This window comes from Jiangella mangrovi, assembly GCF_014204975.1.
Taxonomy (GTDB): Bacteria; Actinomycetota; Actinomycetes; order Jiangellales; family Jiangellaceae; genus Jiangella; species Jiangella mangrovi.
In genome coordinates, this window is sequence record NZ_JACHMM010000001.1 from 1,556,830 (window position 1) to 1,574,425 (window position 17,596).

The following is a 17,596-nucleotide window of genomic DNA, read 5'->3' on the forward strand; positions in this document are numbered from 1 at the left end:
CTCCAACGCGCGTTGGAGCTCTGCTGTCGGATCGGACAGCAGAGCTCCAGCGGGCGGAACGGGGTCCGGAGGATCAGGAGTAGATGTAGGGCTCCGGGTCCTTGGCGTACTCCTCGTAGGTGCCGTCGGCGCTGATGCCGGGGATCTCCGGCACCCAGTCGTCGGTCAGCAGCTCGTCCGGGTCGCCGAAGGTGGCCGCCAGGTCGCGGACCTCGGGGTCGTCGTACGCGGACAGCCGGCCGTTCTCGATGACCGTGTGCACCGAGCCGTCCAGCGCCTCGACCACCAGCGTCGGGAACAGCAGGTGGACGTGGAGGTGGCCGTAGAGCAGGCCGTGGTCGGCGGCCCAGTCCTCCTCGGTGGAGCGCCAGCGGGTGCCGATGCCGCAGTGGATGACGCCGCCGCGGCGGCGCTCCCACTCGAAGCCGTCGGACGACAGGTACTCGACGTTGGACGGGCGGCGGATCTTCGGGTTGGTGCCGATCGCGACCTCCCACAGCCAGAACAGGCCCGGCTCGGGGAAGCAGGGGTACTGGGTCCCGGCCGACTCCTCCTCGAGCTCGCGCCAGCCGTTGCCGTACTCGCCGCCGCCGTCGATGCGGACCATCCGCGACTTCTCGAGCTCGACCTCGATGCGCGGGAACGGCCGGCCGTAGTGGCTCATGGTGCCGGCGATGACGCCGCGGGTGTCGTCGTTGGGCTCGATGGGCGTCGGCGGGTGCGCCATGAGGTGGCCCCACTTCGGCTTCAGCCCGTAGTCGTGCCGGCCGTCGTGGAACGGCTTCTCGAGGATGGTGGTGGTGAGGTCGGTGCCCTCGGGGTCGGTGAGCCGGATCCGCCCGCCGATGTTGTTCGTGATGCGCTGGTACGTGCGCTCGTTGATGAGCTTGTGCAGCTCGCGCGGGAACACGTTGGCGGAACTCGCCAGGTGCTCCTCGGTGCTCCACGGGAACGCCTCGTACCGGCCCGACGACTTCGGGACCGGCCCGCCGGCGCCCTGGATGAGCAGGTCGTAGCCGCGCTTCTCGGCCAGCTCCTCGACCCACATGGCGCGGTCGCCGCGGCGCAGCTTCAGCTGCGACGACTCGCGCCGCATCATCATGGTGATCTCGTCGAGCGGCTCGAACTTGCGGTTCGGCTCGTCGTCGGTGACCAGCACGTCGACGGACGCACCCATGTCGTGCAGCGCGCCGACGATGGCCTCGACCACGTTGCCGTCGACGATGCGGGGAACGGAGATGAGCACACGGTCGCCCGGCTGGGTGGAGCCGTAGCCGATGAAGCCGGCCGCCGACCGCCGCACCTCGGGGTCGCGCACGACGTGGCGGGCCACCTCGTGCAGGTCGACGGTGTCCTTCCAGACCCGCAACCTGCCGTCCGTGCCGGTGATGCTCCCGTGCTCAGGTACATCGGTACCGCACATGTAGCGCTCCTTCCCGATCGTTCAGTCGGTCGGAGGCCGCCCGTCCAGCGGGTCGGGCCAGACGAACCCGGTGAGGTCCGGTCCGTCCAGCTGCGGCGGCTCCTCCAGCAAGGGCAACGGGTCCAGCAGCGTCGACATGAGGTCGAAGATCGAGTCGGCGTTGTGCACCCGGATGAGTCGGGTGGTGGCCTCGGGGTCGTCGTTGAAGTGCTGGTGCCAGCACCAGTGGTCCACGACGATGAGGTCGCCCTCCGCCCACGTGTAGGAGTCCTCGTCGATGTCGCTGTGGCCGTGCCCCTTGACGACGTAGAGGTACGCGTCGCCGCCGTGGCGGTGCCGGGCCTGCCACCGTCCGGGCGCCAGCTCGTGCATGACGGCGGTCAGCCCGGACGTGCGGTAGCCGATGGACTCGTCGACGAGGAACATGCTGCGCGCACCGCGCTTGGTGACCCGCGGCGTGACGTCGTCCCAGGCGGTGTGCAGGCGCGAGTCGCTGGTGTCGACGCGCGAGTTCAGCAGCCGGGTGAGTCGACGGGCGTAGGGGTCGGCCGGGTCCAGCCGGTCGCCGAGCAGGTTCGACGCGGCCGACTTCGGCGGCGGGGGCAACTGGGCGAACGGCTCGTCGCCGGCGTCCTCGAGCAGGGCCAGCCCGAAGTACTCGAACATCGGCCCGACGCTCCAGGACATGTACCGCGCGTCCTTGGCGGACTCGTTGCCGTGACGGTGCCAGCTCCACGCCGGGATGTAGACGGTGTCCCAGGGCTTCCAGTCGACGCGGACGCCGTTGATCTCGGTCCAGCCGGTGCCGGCGGTGACCCACATGACGGCGTCCCACGAGTGCCGGTGGATGGTCGACGTGGCGCCGGCCGGGATCTCGTGCAGGTCGGTCGCCATGACGTCGGTGGGCCGGACCCCGTCGGCGCCCATGTAGACGCCGCGGCGCATCCGGCGCAGCGGGCTGTCCTCGATGACCACGTCGGCCTCGCGGACCACGGCCGTGCGCCGCTTGCGGGCCTCCTCGACCACGGACGCGCGGCGCTTGTTCTGCACGTCGTAGTGGGTGGCGCCTTCGCTGTAGTCCTCGGCGCCGCTGAAACGGCCGTCCAACCTGCTGCTCACGTCTTACCTCCGGGCGGTAGGCACAACGCGGGTGATGAGGGCGACGATACTTTATTTGTTATCTACGTCAATGGTCCGTTCGCCGCGCCGGCACGTTCGGCGCGGCGAACGGGGTCCCGGTGGAACCGCTCAGGCCAGCCCGAGCTCCGTGCGCAACGCCGCGACGTGGCCGTCGGCCTTGACGTCGTACTGCGCCAGCTCGACGAGGCCGTCCGGGCCGACCACCACGGTCGACCGGATGACGCCCATGACCGTCGTGCCGTCCTTGACCTTCTCGCCGTACGCGCCCCATGCCTCCAGCGTGCCCTTCGAGGCGTCCGAGGCCAGCGGGAACGTCAGCTGCTCCTTCTCGGCGAACTCCACGAGCGCGTCGACGGGGTCCGGCGAGATGCCCACGACGTCGTACCCCGAGCCCGCCAGCGAGGCGAGGGAGTCGCGGAAGTCGCAGGCCTGCGTCGTGCAGCCCGAGGTCATGGCCTTCGGGTAGAAGTAGACGATCACGTGCCGGCCGCGGTAGTCGGCCAGGCTCACGCTGCCGCCGTCGGCGGTGGGAAGGGTGAAGTCGGGCGCGACGTCGCCGGCCGCGAGGCGGGTGGCCATGCGGGCTCCTCCTGGTGCGAGTGGTGGGTGTGCGATGACTAGCTGATGCCCAGGCCGACGAACAGGTAGCCCGTCCACGGCTGCAGGCCCATGAGCGACACGACCAGCCCGTAGGCGGCCGCGGCGCCGGCCAGGCCCGCGATGACCGCGGTGTACGGCTTCTCCTTCGCGGTCAGCATGATGGCCGCGATGAGCACGCCGGTGGTGACGACGAAGCCGGCGATCAGGATCCCCACGTAGAACAGCACGCAGAACGCGGCCATCGCGAGGAACCGGGTGCGCCGGACCCCCTTGATGGCGATCAGCGTGTCGTAGGAGTCCTTCTCGAGCTCGTCCTCCAGCTCCTCCGCCAGGTGCTGGTGCTCGCCCTCGTGGCCCTCGGTGCGCGCGTCGGCGCGGTCGAGCACCGCCTCGGCGAGGTGCGGCAGGTGCGCCTCCTCGTGGGCGGCCTTGTCGCGCCGGACGTACAGGGTCACGATCTGCACGATCAGCGCCACGCCCGCGACGGCGGCCGTGATGGCCGGCACCCGGCCGGCGTTGTTGGAGTACGACGCCATGGTGGCGAGGTACCAGACCGTGAATCCCAGCAGGATCCACGAGACGATCAGCTCGAAGCGGCGCTCGTTCATCGGTTGCTCCCACCTGCCTGCTCACCGGCGGCGACGGCGTCGGCCGGCGGTCCGCCCGGGGTGTTCCTCCGGTCCTTCAGCGCCTTGCGGGCCGAGCCCCAGACGACGGCAAGGAGCGTCAGGCCCAGGATCGCGGCCGTGATGGGCCGCAGGACGAAGCCGGAGCCGTAGAGCTGCAGGGCCAGCCCGAGGTTCTGGTCGACGATCGGTCCCAGCACGAAGCCGAGGATCACGCCGGCCAGCGAGTAACCCAGCGCCCGCAGCACGTAGCCGACGAAGCCGGCGACGACCGCGATGAGCACGCTCAGCATGAACCGGGTGTCGACGAAGGCGCCGATGAGCGAGATCGCGACCAGCGGCGGCGCCAGCAGCTGCGGGCGCATGAAGGCCAGCTTCGCGAACAGCGGCGCCATGGCCAGGCCGAGGAAGCTGGCCAGGACGTTGCTCAGCGCGCAGATCCACGCGATGAGGAAGACGATGTCCATGTGGTTGTCGATCATCTGCGGACCGGGCACGTAGCCGAGGATCAGCAGGATGACGATGACCAGCGCCATGCCGGACGAGCCCGGGATGCCGAAGGCCAGGGTCGGGACGAACGAGCCGCCCTCCTTGGCGTTGTTGGCCGACTCCGGCGCCAGCACGCCGATGGGGTTGCCCTTGCCGAACGAGTCGGGGTCCTTCGAGCGCGCCTTGGCGTAGCCGTAGGCGCCGAACATGGCGACCGTGCCGCCCATGCCCGGGACCAGGCCGCAGATCGAGCCGATGATGCCGCCCTGGATGACCATCTTCCAGTTCTTGACGGTGTCCCAGACGCCGTCGATGACCCGGCTGCCCTTCGCGCCCTTGATCTGCGCCGGCGCCTGCGCGGCGATGGCCTGGCCGCGCGTGTACAGGACGAGCATCTCGGTGATGGCGAACAGGCCCATGGTCATCGCGGTGATGCCCAGGCCGCTGTTGAGCTCGAGGTGGCCGAACGTCATGCGGGAGATGCCGGTGATCGGGTCGAGCCCGATGAACGACAGCATGAGGCCGAGCGCGCCTGAGATGATGCCCTTGATCTTGGTGCGGGCGCTCGAGACACCCATGACCATGATGCCGACGATGCCGAGCGCGAAGATCTCCGGTGGCCGGAGGTACGTGATGAGCTGCAGCGCGATCGGGATCGCCAGCAGCAGGATGACGACGCCGAACATGCCGCCGAAGGCGCTGGACGCCGCCGAGACGCCGAGCGCGCGGCCGGCCTGGCCCTTCCGGGCCATCGGATAGCCGTCGAACGTCGTGACGACCTGCTCCCCCGATCCCGGGACGTTGAACAGGATCGAGGTGATCGAGCCGCCGAACGACTGTGCGCCGTACGCGCCGAGGATGAATGCCAGGCCCTGGACCGGCTCCATTCCGATGATCACCGGCATCAGCAGTGCCAGCGTGGCGAGCCCGGCGAGGCCGGGGAGGAAGCCGAAGACGAGTCCGATGGCCATGCCGATGGTGAGGTACACCAGCGACATGGGCTCGAGCAGCATCGTCAGACCGTCGAGGAGGGCCTGGCCCATAAGCGGAGCTCCGTTACCTGCGAGTGTGCGGTTCCGTGCCGATCGCGTCGAGCGCTGCCGGCGTACGGGTGCGGGGCGCGCGTTGTGGACCGCGCGCCCCGCAGCCGTGGTCTCAGTCGGCCAGCAACTCGGCCAGCGACTCGATCGACTCGTTGACCGTGCTCGAGAGCTCCATGGTGTCCGCGCGGTTCAGCGCGTTCACCGGGTAGCTCGCGGCTTCCATCTCGTCGGCGTAGCCGCTCTCCGACGCCGCCGCGAAGATCGCGTCGGCCAGGAAGTCGGCGCGGTCGTCCGGCACCCCGGGCGGACCGACGACCATCCGCTCGAGGTCGTAGATCGAGGCCAGCGGAGCCAGCTGCTCCTGCTGCGACTCGTCGCCGAACTCGCCGATGACGGGCACGTCGGGCAGCTGCTCGAGCGGCTCGTTGCTGACGGCGACCACGCCGTGCGCACCGGACCCCTCGACCATGAGCACGCCGGCGCCGCCGGAGTTCACCGACACGTCGACCTCACCGGCCAGCAGCGCGGCGTCGGCCTCGTTGCTGCCCGGGTAGCCGCCGATGATCTCGTGCGGGAAGTCGAAGACGTTGGAGATCGCCACCGCGACGTAGTACGCGTCGGACCCCACGCCGCCGAGACCGAACTTCACGGTGTCGCCGGCGTCGAGGATGTCCTGGAACTCCGTGTACTGCGAGTCCGGAGCGGTGTACACCAGCGGGGGCAGTGCGCCCAGCCGGCCGTACTGCGTCCAGTCGGTGCTCTTGAACGTGACGCCGTCGGTCCCGGTGACCTCGGCGAAGACCGCACCGGGGTAGTTGATGAGACCGATGGTCAGACCGTCCGGCTCCGCCTGGTAGACGGCGTTGGCGCCGATCAGCCCGCCGCCACCCGGCTGGTTCTCCACCCGGATGGTGGTGTCCGGCAGCTGCTCCTCGAGGTAGGGCACCAGGAGTCGCAGGTAGGAGTCGAAGCCGCCGCCCGGGTTGTAGGGCACGATCATGGTGATCGTCTTGCCCTCGTAGAAGGCGCCGGGATCCTCGTCCTCGCTGCCGGCGGTCGGCGACGCGTCGCCGCCGCATGCTGCCAGCACCAGCGCCGTGGCGACGGCGGTGCCGGTCAGCATCAGGCCTTTCGCGTATGTCCCTCGCATGTGAAGGTTCCCCACTTCGCTCGCGGTGGCAGGCCGGGACGGCCTACTCGCCCTTGTCGCCCTCGGGGAAGCGCTCGATGGCGTGAACGCCGAGAGCCTTCATCGAGAAGGTGTCCTGGACGGCGAGGTAGCGGCAGGTCTCCGAGTCGCTGTCGTTGAAGTGCTGGTGCCACATCCACACCGGGAAGCTGAACAGGTCGCCCTCTTCCCAGTCGATGCGCTGCTCGTTGACGCCGTCCCAGCTGATGATGGAGTGGCCGAAGCCCTTGACGATGTAGATGACGGCCTCGGTGGTGTGCCGGTGGTTGACCGACGCGCCGCCGGGCGGGAGCTCGCTCAGGTGCGGCTGCAGGCGGATGTCGTGGCCGAGACGGTAGAACCGGGCCTTGGTGTTCCGGTACTCCCGCGGAGTCAGGTCCGTGGTGCGGAGGTCCTTGATGAGGACGGCCTCCGTGGGCGGGTTCTTCTTGTTCCACGTCTCACGCTGGCCCATCTCGCTGTTGTGGGCCCCGCTCAGCGGTTGATCACGACGCTCGATGTCCTTGAGGTCCGGCACGGACTTGCTCTGCGGTTCCACGGTCATGCGTTGGCCTTCTTCCTGTGCGTCCGACCTGGATCGGGATGGGAGCCTCCGCGACGCCCGAGCATGACGCGCGTCACTTTTCCGGGGCTCTTCGCTAGAGGATACATGATACAGACGGTGGGTCAACGGTCCTGGCCGACTCGTTATCTCTGTCGACAAACGATGTCTGACCTGCTTCTATGACGTTACAGCAACGTCAACGTCGGCCAGCCAGCGCTTGATTCGCGCGACGGACTCGACGGGCGCCTCCCAGAAATAGCCGTGCTTGACGCCGGGCAGCACCGACAGCGTCGCCGAGGGCAGCGCGCGGGCCAGGTACAGCGACTGGTCCACGTGGGACCCCGTTCCGCCGGCGTGCGCGTCCGCGTCGCCGACGAGCACGAAGGCGGGGTGCGCGATGAGCCGCAGCAGCTCGACGGTGTCGTGCTGCTGCCGCGCGGTGACGTGCTGGAAGTAGTCGACCAGCGTGGGCCGGCCCTCCCAGAACGCGTCGAACAGCCAGTCGACCGGCTCCGGGTGGGCCAGCGCGTAGGACTCGGTGAAGAAGGTGTCGCGCTGCGACTTGCGGACGTAGCCGTCGTAGCCGAGCTCGACCATGCCGGCCGCCATCTTCGCGGGGATGCCGCGGGTGTGGCCGTCCTCGGCGCCGGGCAGCGGTCCGGGCCCGCTGGCGGCCAGGATCAGCCCGCCGACGCGGGCGGCGCCGTCCAGCGCCATCCACTGCGCGACGCGGCCGCCCATCGAGTGCCCCACCACGTGCGCCGTCGAGATGCCCAGAGCCGACAGCAGCCCCAGCGCGTCGGCGGCCAGCATCCGGGTCGAGAACGCCCCGGCCGGGCCGGTGGTGCGCCCGGTGCCGCGGTGGTCGTAGGTGATGACGGTGTAGTCGCGGGCAAGGTCGTTGACCATCCCCGGCCACCACGTGGAGCCGTTGTAGCCCGTCCCCGCCACCAGCAACAACGCCGGACCCGTGCCCGTCACCTGATAGGCGATGTCCAGATCCCCCACCCGAACCCTGCTCATCCGACCTCCGCCGCGACGACTGGATTTGATTAAATATCCAAGCTAGTGGCGGGTGTGTTCCAGGTCAATGGTTCGTGAGGACGGGGTTGAACGGCCGCTCAGGCGGCGCGGCGTCGCTCGTGGCCTGTCGCGCGGGCGAACAGTGTGGGATCGCTGCGCCGACGAAGTGAGATCACGGTCGTGGACACGACACTGATGCCTCATCGATTCCGCAGCGATGCCGCAGTGATCGCCGCACGGTGACCCGGCGCTACCCCGTCGCGCCGCGTGGCTGCCCGCGCCCGGGCGCACGGCCCGGCTTGTCACGGGTGCCGAACCCGCGACCGGGCGGCGCCAAGGGTGCCGTTCGCTGGGCTCGGCAACGGTGTGGGATCGCTCCGCCGACTGGGTGGCACTACTGTCGCCCCGGCAACAGCTACGCCACCCGCGCCCGGCAGCACCGAGTGCTTGGCTCGCTGAGCCTCATGTCTAGGCGTCCGGCAGCTCAGGCGGTGTCGACCCGCAGGCGGCGGATCACGACGGCGACGACGAGGGCGATGACGCCGAACACGGCCAGGGCCCAGGCGCCGCCGAACGCCGTCGCCAACGCACCGGCCACGAGGGCGAACAGCGGCCGCAGCCCCAGGTGCGCCATCGAGAAGACCGCCATGACCCGGCTGCGGAAGTCGTCGGGCGAGAGCATCTGCAGCGAGCCGCTCAGCAGCGGGATGCTCAGCGAGAACCCGATGCCGATGGGCAGCGCCCCCAGCGCCAGGACGGGCAGGCTGCCGCCCACCGCGACCACCGCGGCGCCGAGCGCCTGCAGCGCGAACGCCGTCGTGAGCATCCAGCGCCGCGGGAGCACCTTCTCGATGAGCCCGAACGTCACCAGTCCCAGCATGGCGCCGATGCTGTTGCCCATGATGATCACGCCGGCGGCGTCGGGCAGGTCCAGCTCGTGCGAGAGCGTGGGCGCCAGGGTGCGCAGGGCCTCGACGGCGGCGTTGGTGAGCACGACGGCGAGCAGGATGGCCGGCATGAGCGGGGTGCGGGCGACGAACCGCAGCCCCTCGACGACGCCGCCGGAGCTCTTCTTCTTCACCGCGCCGCGGTCGGCCGTGGCGTCGAGGCGGATGAGGAGCATCGCCACGATCGGGCCCAGGCAGCTGACGGCGTTGAACGTGAACGCCCACGTCGGGGTGGCCGCCAGCAGGATGACCGACGCGATGCCCGGGCCGGCGATCTGCCCGAACTGGAACTGCACCACGTTCAGCGCCGTCGCGCGGGCGACCTGCGCGCGCGGGACCAGTAGGGCGATCAGCGCGAGCATCGGCGGCTTCGTGAACGCGTTGGCTGTGCCCAGCAGGAAGCACGTGGCCACCAGCACCCAGGGCGTCAGCGAGCCCGACCCGCTCAGCACGGCCATCACCGCGGCCACCACGAGGGCGACGGACTGGGTGACGACGACCATGCGGCGGCGCTCGACGCGGTCGCCGAGGGCGCCGGCGGGCAGGCTGAAGAGCAGGTTGGGGATGAAGATGGCGAAGTTGACCACGCCGACCATGAACGGCGAGCCGGTGAGCGAGAGCATGAGGACGGAGGCGCAGACGTTGCTGGCCCAATTGCCGGGGCTCGAGACGATGCCGGCCCACCAGTAGATCGCGAAGTCGCGCCGCCGCAGCGGGCCGCGGGACTCGTCGTCCCCCGTGGGCAGGTCCGTCATCCTTGCACCAACTCCCATGGAAGACGCTCGGACTTCGGACAGGCAGCGCGGATCTGATTTTCTATCTAAGATACTTAGCACACCCACGAGAGGAGTGGCACCATGTCCGACACTGCCGGTCCAGGCCTGCGCGCGCTGGTCTACGCCGAGCTCCCGCCCAACGCGACGCCGACGGGCACCGCCTGCCACCCCATCCACCGGCACGTGCTCGCGCACGCCGAGGGTGACATCGTGGAGCTGACCAAGCAGAAGATGAGCGCGGAGTTCGGCGACGAGCCGCACGTCGTGCTGACCATCAAGGACGGCGACCTCGACCCGGCCACCGACGGCGACCTGGTGGGCCCGCTGGCGCTCACCGCCGGCGGCCTGCTGGTGTTCGGCGTGGCCTACCGACTGGAGGATGCGTGAACGTGAGCGACGAGTACTGCCCGGAGTGCGACTCCGCGAAGAAGGTCGAGCTGAGCCGCGCCGACGAGGTCGACTCGCGCGGCTTCGTGGCCGTGCTCTACCAGTGCGAGGAGTGCGGGACCGCCTGGGACGCCTACGCCCGCCCGGAGAGCTGACCCCGGGCGGACGACGGGTCAGCGGGTGGTGGCCGCCGCAGTGGGGCCGTTCTCGGAGACCAGCTTCTGCAGCTCCTCGGACACGTGCGAGAGGTGCGTCGAGAGCCACTTCTTGCCGCCCTCGAGGTCGCCCTTCTCGAGGTGCGACAGCAGGCCGGGGTGGCCGCCGTGCTCCTCGGTGACGCGCAGGAGCAGCAGGTAGCGCCCGACCGAGCCGCGCAGGTGCTTGGCCTCGCCCAGGGCGCGCGGCCGCTCGGCCAGCGCGTACAGCTTCTCGTAGAAGTCCTTGCGGATCTCGAGGCCGTCGGCGAGGTCGGCGGCGGACTCCATGGCCTCGGCGGACTTGCGCAGGTCGCGCAGGATGTCCTCGTTGAGGTGCGGCATGGCCCGCTCGAGCAGGTAGGTCTCGAGCAGGATGCGCAGCTCGTAGATCTCGGCGATCTCGTCGGGGAGCAGCACCGAGACGGTGACGCCGCGGTGGGCGTGGATGCGCACCAGGCCCTCACCCTCGAGCTGGCGCAGGCTGGCGCGGACCGGCATGCGGCTCACCCCGAGCGTGGCCGCGATGTTGTCGAGGTTCAGCCGCTGCCCCGGCGGGAAGTGACCCTGCAGGATCGCCTCGCGGATGAACGACTGCGTCATGTCCTCGACGGTCTGGAACGTGCCGCGGACGGACTGGGCGAGCCGGTCGAGGACCTCCTGGCCCGCCGCTGACTGACCATTGTCCGCGGCGGCTGCCTTCGCCTTCGCCATGATTCTTCCCCTGCCTCCCGTATTTCTCGGGAATACAATAGTCAATCGCTGTTCATCAGGCGCCATACGCGCTCGGGAGTGAGCGGAAGTCGGTCGGGCCAGCGCCCGACAGCACGCGCCACCGCCGACGCCACGGCCCCTCCGATGGGGTTGAGCGTGCCCTCGCCCGCACCTTTAGCGCCATACGGTCCCACACCGTCCCTGCGCTCGGCAATCATCAGGTCGATCTTGCGGGGCAGGTCCTTGACCCGCGGCACGCGATAGTCGACGACGTTGGCGTTGGCCAGCTGCGGCCCGTCGTAGACCAGTTCCTCGTGCAACGCGCTGCCCAGGCCCTGCGTGGCGGCACCGAGATCCTGCCCCTCGACGGCCCTCGGGTTGATGGCGAAACCGACGTCGGCGACGGTGACCAGCTGGTCGACGGCGACGACTCCGGTCTCGGGGTCGATCTCCACCGCGACGCCGACCATGCCGACCTCCCAGAACGGCGGCATCTTCTGCGTGGCGCCGTCGCGGCGCAGCAGCCCGACACCGGTGACCTCGCCGGCCGAGCCGCCGAACCACTGGCGGACGACGGAGCCGAAGTCGAGCTCGCGCCCGTCCGGGCCGGCGACCGCTCCGGGGAGGTCGCGCACGGCGTCGGCGCTGCACTCGAACAGCTCGGCGGCCATGTCGCGCAGCCGGGACCGGGCGTCGGCGCAGGCCCGCTGCAGCGCCAGGCCGACCAGCGTGGTGGTGCGGCTGGCGCCCGTGGTGCGCTCGTACGGCGTGACCGACGTGTCGGACTGGACGACCTTGACGACGGCGAGGTCGACGCCCAGCTCCTCGGCGGCGACCTGGGCGAGCAGCGACCGGCTGCCCTGGCCCATCTCGGTCGAGCCGCTGAGCACCAGCACCGAGCCGTCGATCTGGATGCGCACCTGCGCGGTCGAGATCGGGTACGCGCCGGCGTCGGACGCGGAGCAGCCGAAGCCGATGCCGTAGTACGGGACGTCCTTGCGGTCGCGCTCGAGCGACTCGACGACCATCTCCAGGTCGGCGGGGATGTCGGCGTCGATGCCGCGCTTTCCGGGCAGGATCTCCTCGCCCTTGCGCACCAGGTTGCGACGGCGGATGTCGGCGCCGGAGATGCCCAGCTGCTCGGCCGCGCGGTCGAGGTTGGTCTCGCCGGCCAGGTTGCCCTGCGGCGCGCCGAAGCCGCGGTACGACGACGCCGGCGACGTGTTCGTGTAGACCGACAGGCCCTTGGCGCGCAGGTTCGGCACCCGGTACGGGCCGAAGCAGCGGTTCACGGCCTTGGCCATGACCAGCGGGCTGTTGTCGGCGTAGGCGCCGGAGTCCATGACCAGGTCGAACTCGCGGGCGAGGAGGGTGCCGTCGGCGGCGAACCCGCTCTTGACCCAGACCTTCGCGGAGTCGACGCGGGTGGTGTAGATGGCCTCCTCGACGGTGAGCGTCAGCTTCACCGGGCGGCCGGTGACCCAGGACGCCACCGACGCCAGCGGCTCGACCTTCGTGTACGACTTCGAGCCGTAGCCGCCGCCGAGGTACGGCGACGTCACGCGCACGCGCGACAGCGGCAGGTCGAAGACGCGGGCGAGGTCGTCGCGGACCATGTACGGGTGCTGTGCCGTCGAGACGACGGTCAGCGCGCCCTCGGCGTACGACGCCACGGCGTTGTACGGCTCCATGGCGTAGGCGTAGAGCATGGGGAAGTACACGGTGTTCTCGACGACGACGGCGCTCTCGGCGAACGCGGCGTCGACGTCGCCCCAGCCCACGGTGACCTCGTGCGCGATGTTCGACAGGACCTCCTCGGCCCCGTCGCCCTCTTCGACGTGCGAGAGGTTCTTGAACGACTCGTCGCCCGTGGCCTCGTAGCTCTGCTCGTGCACCAGCGGGGCGCCGTCGGCCAGCGCGGCCTCGACGTCCATGACCGCCGGCAGGTCCTCGTAGGACACCAGGACCAGCTCGACGGCGTCCGCCGCGGCCGCGACGGTCTCGGCCACCACGACGGCCACCGGCTCGCCGTAGTAGCGCACCTTGTCCGGCGCCAGGATCCAGTGGTCGGTGATGATGTGGCCGAACCGCGCGTGCAGCGACGCGATGTCCTCGGCGGTCACGACGGCGACGACGCCGGGGCTCGCCAGGGCCGCCTCGACGTCGATGCCGGTGATGCGCGCGTGCGCCCGGTCCGAGCGCACGACCTTCGCGTGCGCCATGCCGGGCATCGTCACGTCGACGCAGTACTCCGCCGCGCCGGTGACCTTCTCGACCAGGTCGGGACGCCTGACCGACTTCCCGACGATGTTCTCACCCATGCGCACCTCCCCGCAGCTCCTGTGCCACGTGCTCGACCGCCTCGACGATCGGCTCGTAGCCCGTGCACCGGCAGATGTTGCCCTCGAGGTGCTCGACGATGGCCTCGCGGTCGGGGACCTCGTCGCCGTCGAGCAGGGCCTTCGACATCATGAGGAAGCCCGGCGTGCAGAACCCGCACTGCAGGGCGAAGTTGTCGACGAACGACTCCTGCAGCGGGTGCAGGGTCTGGCCGTCGGAGAGACCCTCGACGGTGGTGACGGCCGCACCGTCGGCGTCGGCGGTCAGGAACGTGCAGGAGCTCACCGGGCGGCCGTCGACCAGCACGGTGCAGACGCCGCACACCTGCAGCTCGCAGCTGACCTTCGTCCCCGTGAGGCCGAGGTCCTCGCGCAGGAAGTCGACCAGCATGGACCTCGGCTCGACCTGCCGGCTGACGCTGACGCCGTTGACGTCGACGGTCACCGGCATGCGGGGCGGCCCGGAGGTCGCCACCGGCTCGGACACGGACTCCGTCATGAGCTCACCTGCTCCAGCTTGGCCAGGGCGCGCCGGACGTACACCGCCGTCACGTGCCGCTTGTACTCCTCGGACCCGGCGAGGTCCGGGGTGGGATCGACCCGGGAGGCGATGTCGTCGGGGTCGATCTCCTCGAGCGAGCCGAACGACCACGCCAGCGGCACCTCGCCGACGGCGCCGACGCCCAGCCGGTACCAGCCGGCGGCGTCGTCGGCCAGCACCGCGACGCCGACCGTCGGGCGCTCCATGGTCTGGAACTTCACGTAGGCGCCGCGCAGCCCGGCGCGCAGCGGGATGCGGATGTCGACGAGGATCTCGTCGGGCTCCTTCTCGGCGTAGTACGGGCCGACGACGAACTCCTCGACCGTCACCGTGCGCCGCCCACCGGGGCTGACCAGCGTGACCGACGCCTCGAGCGCCATGAGCAGCGTCGCGACGTCGGACTTCGGCTCGGCGAAGCAGAGGTTGCCGCCGATGGACCCCTGGCTGCGCACCCGGGCGTTGCCGATGTGCTTCTCCATGCGGGCGAAGACCGGCAGCCGCTCGAGCAGCAGCGGGTGCGCGGCGAGGTCGGCGTGCCGCTCGGCCGCGCCGATGACCAGCACGCCGTCGTCGACGCGGACCCCGGTGAGCTCCGGGATCCGCTTGAGGTCGACGAGGGCGTCGGGCCGGTGCAGGCCGGCGCGCATGGCGAGCAGGAGCTCGGTGCCGCCGCAGTACGGCACCGAGTCCTCGGTCAGCTCGCGCAGCGCCTCCTCGAGCGTGGTGGGCCGCACCAGCGCGAACGGCGGAAGCGTCATGCGGCGCCCAGCACCTTCTCGGCGTTGGCGAAGAACTCGCCGATGATCTTCTCGGCCTTCTTGTTGATGGTGCCGCCGCCCATGGCCGCGACCTTGCCGGTCACCTCGTACACGCCGTTGACGCGCACCGTGGTGCCGCCGTCGGCCGCCGGCTCGAGGTCGAGCGTGGCGTCGACGACGAGCCGGGAGCCGACCTGGCGATCCTCACCCTCGGCGTGCACCGTGACGTGCTCCTCGGTGCGGACGTCGCTCAGCGTGATGGCGAGATCGGCGCGGAGCTTGAACGGGCCGAGGCGGTCCAGCAGCACCGCCGTGTACTTCTCCAGGTGCGTCTGCTCCTCGGCCTGCTCGAGCACGCTGATCCACGACACCAGCACGGGCACGTCGATCAGCGTCTCCCACGCCCGCGCGGGCGGCGCGGACACCGTCAGCTCGCGGCCGAACTCACTTCGAGGCATGCGGCCCCCTTCTTCTCAGCCGTCAGCCCTTGAGCTTGGGCAGGACCTCGTTGCCGAGCAGCTCGATCTGGTCGAACCACTTGTCGAACTTGAAGCGGAAGTCGAACACCAGGTGCTCGACACCGGCTGCTTCGAACTTACGGCATTCCTCGACGGCGCCGTCCACGTCACCCGCGATCAGTTGGCCCTCGAGGTCCTCGACGGTCTCGAACTGGCCCGACGGGGGCTTGACCGACCACTTGGACTTGTTCGCCCAGGCCAGCAGGCCCGGGATGTTGACGTGCTTCAGGGCCTCCTCGCGGGAGCGCTCGATGGAGGTCGGCGGGATGACGGCGATGGTCGGGCGCGGCTTGCCGGCGGCGGCCGACAGCTCGTCGATGGTCTCGACGCGCTTCTTCAGCGTGGCCATGGCGATGCGGCCGGGCATCCAGCCGTCGCAGAACTCCACGGCGAGACGGGCCGAGCGCGGGGTCGCGCCGCAGTACCAGAACGGGATGCGCCCGCCCAGCGGCTTCGGCTCGATGCTGACGTCCTCGAACGAGAAGTTGTCGTCCTTGTAGGTGACCTCGTTCTCGGTGAAGACCCGCTTGAGGATCTCGGCGTTGGAGCGGACCAGCTCGACGCGGTCGCGGTCGCCCCAGCCGATGGCCTCGAACTCGTGGTCGAACGTGCCCGCGCCGAAGCCCAGGATCAGGCGGTCCGCGCCGAGCAGGTGCGACATCGTGCCGGCCATGAGCGCGGTCACCAGCGGGTGGCGGAACGGGATCAGCGAGCCGGTGCCCAGCTCGATCCGCTCGGTGACGGCGCCGATCGCGGTGAGCGTCGTCAGCGCGTCGTAGAAGGTCCGGTTCGGCTTCTCCATCTCGCCGTGCGGCTCGAAGACCAGGTGGTCGCGCACCCAGACGGAGTCGAACCCGAGCTCCTCGGCGCGCTGGGAGCCCCGGAGCAGCTTGTCGCGGTCGGCCTGCTCACCGAAGTGAGGCAGCAAGAGTCCATATTTCATCCGTCATCGTCCTTAGTCGGTGGAGTGGGCGGTGGCGAGGCGGCCGTAGCCGGGCTTACCGACGACGGCGCCGTCGGCGAAGACGTCCGCGCCGCGGACGAGCGTGCGTTCGAACCGGACGCCGATGCTCCGGCCGTCGTACGGCGTCCACCCGATGCGGGACAGGACGTCGTCGTTCGTGATGGTCCACGGGCTGTCGAGGTTGGCGATCACCAGGTCGGCGTCGTAGCCCACGGCGATGCGGCCCTTCACGCCGGACAGGCCGAACGCGTCGGCGGGCCGGCGGGCGGCGGCCTCGACGGCGCGCTCCAGCGGGAGCTTGCCCTGGCGCACCGCGTCGAGCAGCAGCGGGTAGTAGTACTGGATGCCGGGAGTGCCGGTGTGGGCGCTCCACATCTTGGTCCAGCCGATCTCCTTCTCCTCGCGCGTGTGCGGCGCGTGGTCGGAGGAGATCATGTCGATGGTGCCGTCGAGCAGGCCCTCCCAGACCGCCTCGCGGTGGTTGTCGGGCACCCAGTACGACAGGACGTACGGACCCTGGGTCTCGACGTCGCGCCAGGTCGACAGGAACAGCGCCCAGTGGTTGACCTCGCCGGTGACGTCGACGCCGCGGGCCTTGGCCCGGCGGACGGCGTCGATGGAGCGCGCGGTCTGCATGTGGGCGATGTGGATGGGGCAGCCCGACGCCTCGGACAGCCGCAGCACCACGTCGATGGCGGTGTCCCAGATGACGCCGTCGCGGGCGGCGTAGGCGCTGGCGTAGCCCTGCGGGGTGTTGTCGCCGCGGGCCAGCACCTCGCCCTCGATGTAGTCCATCAGCGCCTGGTCGTGCGGGTGGATGATGAACCGCTTCCCGGTGGGCTTGATGAGGTCCATCATCTGCAGCAGGTGGCCGTGGTCGTGCATGCCGGTGCCCGCCGGGTGCGGGTACGTGCGGCCGGTGTCGACGACCATGTAGATCTTGTAGGCGTTGATGCCGGCCTCGGCCATCGACGCGATGTCCTCGAACTTCGTCGGCGCCGGGTTGTGGTTGTAGTCGACGATCGACTTCTCCGCGTACAGCGCCAGGACCTCGTCGAGGGTCTTGCGGTCCGTGGTCGGCGGGTCGAGGTTCGGCATGCCGAAGATGGTCGTCACACCGCCCACCGCGGCCTGCTCGGTGGTGGTGATGATGTCTTCCTTGTGCGTGTACCCGGGCTCGCGGGTGTGCACGTGGACGTCGACCATGCCCGGCAGGACCAGCCGGCCGGTGGCGTCGACGACGGTCGCGTCGTCGCCGATCGCGGTGCCCGGCGCGACCAGGCCGGCGATGGTGCCGTCGTCGGCGATGAGGATGTCGGCACGGACCGTGCCGTCCGGAGTGACGACGTCGCCTCCGTTGATCCGGGTCGTCACTGCCATG

At 70.1% G+C, this 17,596-nt stretch carries 18 protein-coding genes; 2 read left to right on the forward strand and 16 right to left on the reverse strand.

What is annotated here, in order from left to right:
* Nucleotides 1-73: 73 nt before the first annotated feature.
* The 9 genes from HD601_RS07250 to HD601_RS07290 form a co-directional block, all read right to left on the reverse strand.
* On the reverse strand, nt 74-1,423 hold the full coding sequence (locus HD601_RS07250) for a M29 family metallopeptidase (protein ID WP_184820580.1): 1,350 nt from the start codon (nt 1,421-1,423) through the stop codon (nt 74-76).
* A 21-nt stretch (nt 1,424-1,444) separates the two neighbouring features.
* Entirely contained in the window at nt 1,445-2,542 is a 1,098-nt protein-coding gene (locus HD601_RS07255) for a cupin domain-containing protein (RefSeq protein ID WP_184820582.1), read from the reverse strand.
* A gap of 129 nt (nt 2,543-2,671) precedes the next feature.
* Nucleotides 2,672-3,142 (reverse strand): peroxiredoxin, encoded by a 471-nt coding sequence (locus HD601_RS07260; protein ID WP_184820584.1) that lies wholly within the window; start codon nt 3,140-3,142, stop codon nt 2,672-2,674.
* Between the two features lie 38 nt (nt 3,143-3,180).
* Entirely contained in the window at nt 3,181-3,771 is a 591-nt protein-coding gene (locus HD601_RS07265; RefSeq protein ID WP_184820586.1) for a hypothetical protein, read from the reverse strand.
* Nucleotides 3,768-5,321, reverse strand: a complete 1,554-nt coding sequence (locus tag HD601_RS07270) for a tripartite tricarboxylate transporter permease (RefSeq protein ID WP_184820588.1) — start codon at nt 5,319-5,321, stop codon at nt 3,768-3,770. The genes HD601_RS07265 and HD601_RS07270 overlap by 4 nt, the downstream gene beginning before the upstream one ends.
* Nucleotides 5,322-5,433: 112 nt before the next feature.
* Nucleotides 5,434-6,471: a tripartite tricarboxylate transporter substrate-binding protein gene (locus HD601_RS07275; RefSeq protein WP_184820590.1), complete on the reverse strand. Its 1,038-nt coding sequence runs from the start codon at nt 6,469-6,471 to the stop codon at nt 5,434-5,436.
* A 43-nt stretch (nt 6,472-6,514) separates the two neighbouring features.
* Complete coding sequence (locus HD601_RS07280) at nt 6,515-7,054, reverse strand: cupin domain-containing protein (protein WP_184820592.1); 540 nt, start codon at nt 7,052-7,054, stop codon at nt 6,515-6,517.
* Nucleotides 7,055-7,231: 177 nt separating this feature from the next.
* Nucleotides 7,232-8,077, reverse strand: a complete 846-nt coding sequence (locus tag HD601_RS07285; protein WP_184820594.1) for an alpha/beta fold hydrolase — start codon at nt 8,075-8,077, stop codon at nt 7,232-7,234.
* Between the two features lie 484 nt (nt 8,078-8,561).
* A complete protein-coding gene (locus HD601_RS07290; protein ID WP_184820596.1) occupies nt 8,562-9,779 on the reverse strand; it encodes an MFS transporter in 1,218 nt (405 codons plus the stop codon).
* Nucleotides 9,780-9,881: 102 nt separating this feature from the next.
* Here HD601_RS07290 and HD601_RS07295 point away from each other — a divergent pair, with 102 nt between their 5' ends.
* Nucleotides 9,882-10,187, forward strand: a complete 306-nt coding sequence (locus HD601_RS07295) for a hypothetical protein (RefSeq protein WP_184820598.1) — start codon at nt 9,882-9,884, stop codon at nt 10,185-10,187.
* 2 nt (nt 10,188-10,189) lie between these two features.
* Nucleotides 10,190-10,342, forward strand: coding sequence for a hypothetical protein (locus HD601_RS07300; RefSeq protein ID WP_184820600.1), 153 nt, complete (start codon nt 10,190-10,192; stop codon nt 10,340-10,342).
* An 18-nt stretch (nt 10,343-10,360) separates the two neighbouring features.
* Here HD601_RS07300 and HD601_RS07305 read toward each other — a convergent pair whose 3' ends face one another.
* From HD601_RS07305 to HD601_RS07335, 7 genes are read right to left on the reverse strand one after another with little or no spacing between them, the layout of a single operon-like run.
* Entirely contained in the window at nt 10,361-11,095 is a 735-nt protein-coding gene (locus HD601_RS07305) for a GntR family transcriptional regulator (protein WP_184820602.1), read from the reverse strand.
* 41 nt (nt 11,096-11,136) lie between these two features.
* Nucleotides 11,137-13,416: a xanthine dehydrogenase family protein molybdopterin-binding subunit gene (locus tag HD601_RS07310; RefSeq protein ID WP_184820604.1), complete on the reverse strand. Its 2,280-nt coding sequence runs from the start codon at nt 13,414-13,416 to the stop codon at nt 11,137-11,139.
* Nucleotides 13,409-13,933 carry a (2Fe-2S)-binding protein gene (locus HD601_RS07315; protein WP_246400326.1) on the reverse strand — a complete coding sequence of 175 codons (525 nt, stop codon included), beginning with the start codon at nt 13,931-13,933 and terminating at the stop codon, nt 13,409-13,411. Before HD601_RS07315 ends, HD601_RS07310 begins: the two co-directional genes overlap by 8 nt.
* Nucleotides 13,930-14,733 (reverse strand): FAD binding domain-containing protein, encoded by an 804-nt coding sequence (locus tag HD601_RS07320; RefSeq protein WP_184820606.1) that lies wholly within the window; start codon nt 14,731-14,733, stop codon nt 13,930-13,932. Before HD601_RS07320 ends, HD601_RS07315 begins: the two co-directional genes overlap by 4 nt.
* A complete protein-coding gene (locus HD601_RS07325) occupies nt 14,730-15,191 on the reverse strand; it encodes an SRPBCC family protein (RefSeq protein ID WP_184820607.1) in 462 nt (153 codons plus the stop codon). The genes HD601_RS07320 and HD601_RS07325 overlap by 4 nt, the downstream gene beginning before the upstream one ends.
* 22 nt (nt 15,192-15,213) lie before the next feature.
* The gene (locus HD601_RS07330) at nt 15,214-16,194 is read right to left on the reverse strand and encodes an LLM class flavin-dependent oxidoreductase (protein ID WP_184820608.1); all 981 of its coding nucleotides are present in this window, start codon (nt 16,192-16,194) and stop codon (nt 15,214-15,216) included.
* Nucleotides 16,195-16,206: 12 nt separating this feature from the next.
* Nucleotides 16,207-17,595 carry a dihydroorotase gene (locus HD601_RS07335; RefSeq protein ID WP_184820609.1) on the reverse strand — a complete coding sequence of 463 codons (1,389 nt, stop codon included), beginning with the start codon at nt 17,593-17,595 and terminating at the stop codon, nt 16,207-16,209.
* Nucleotide 17,596 lies beyond the last annotated feature (1 nt).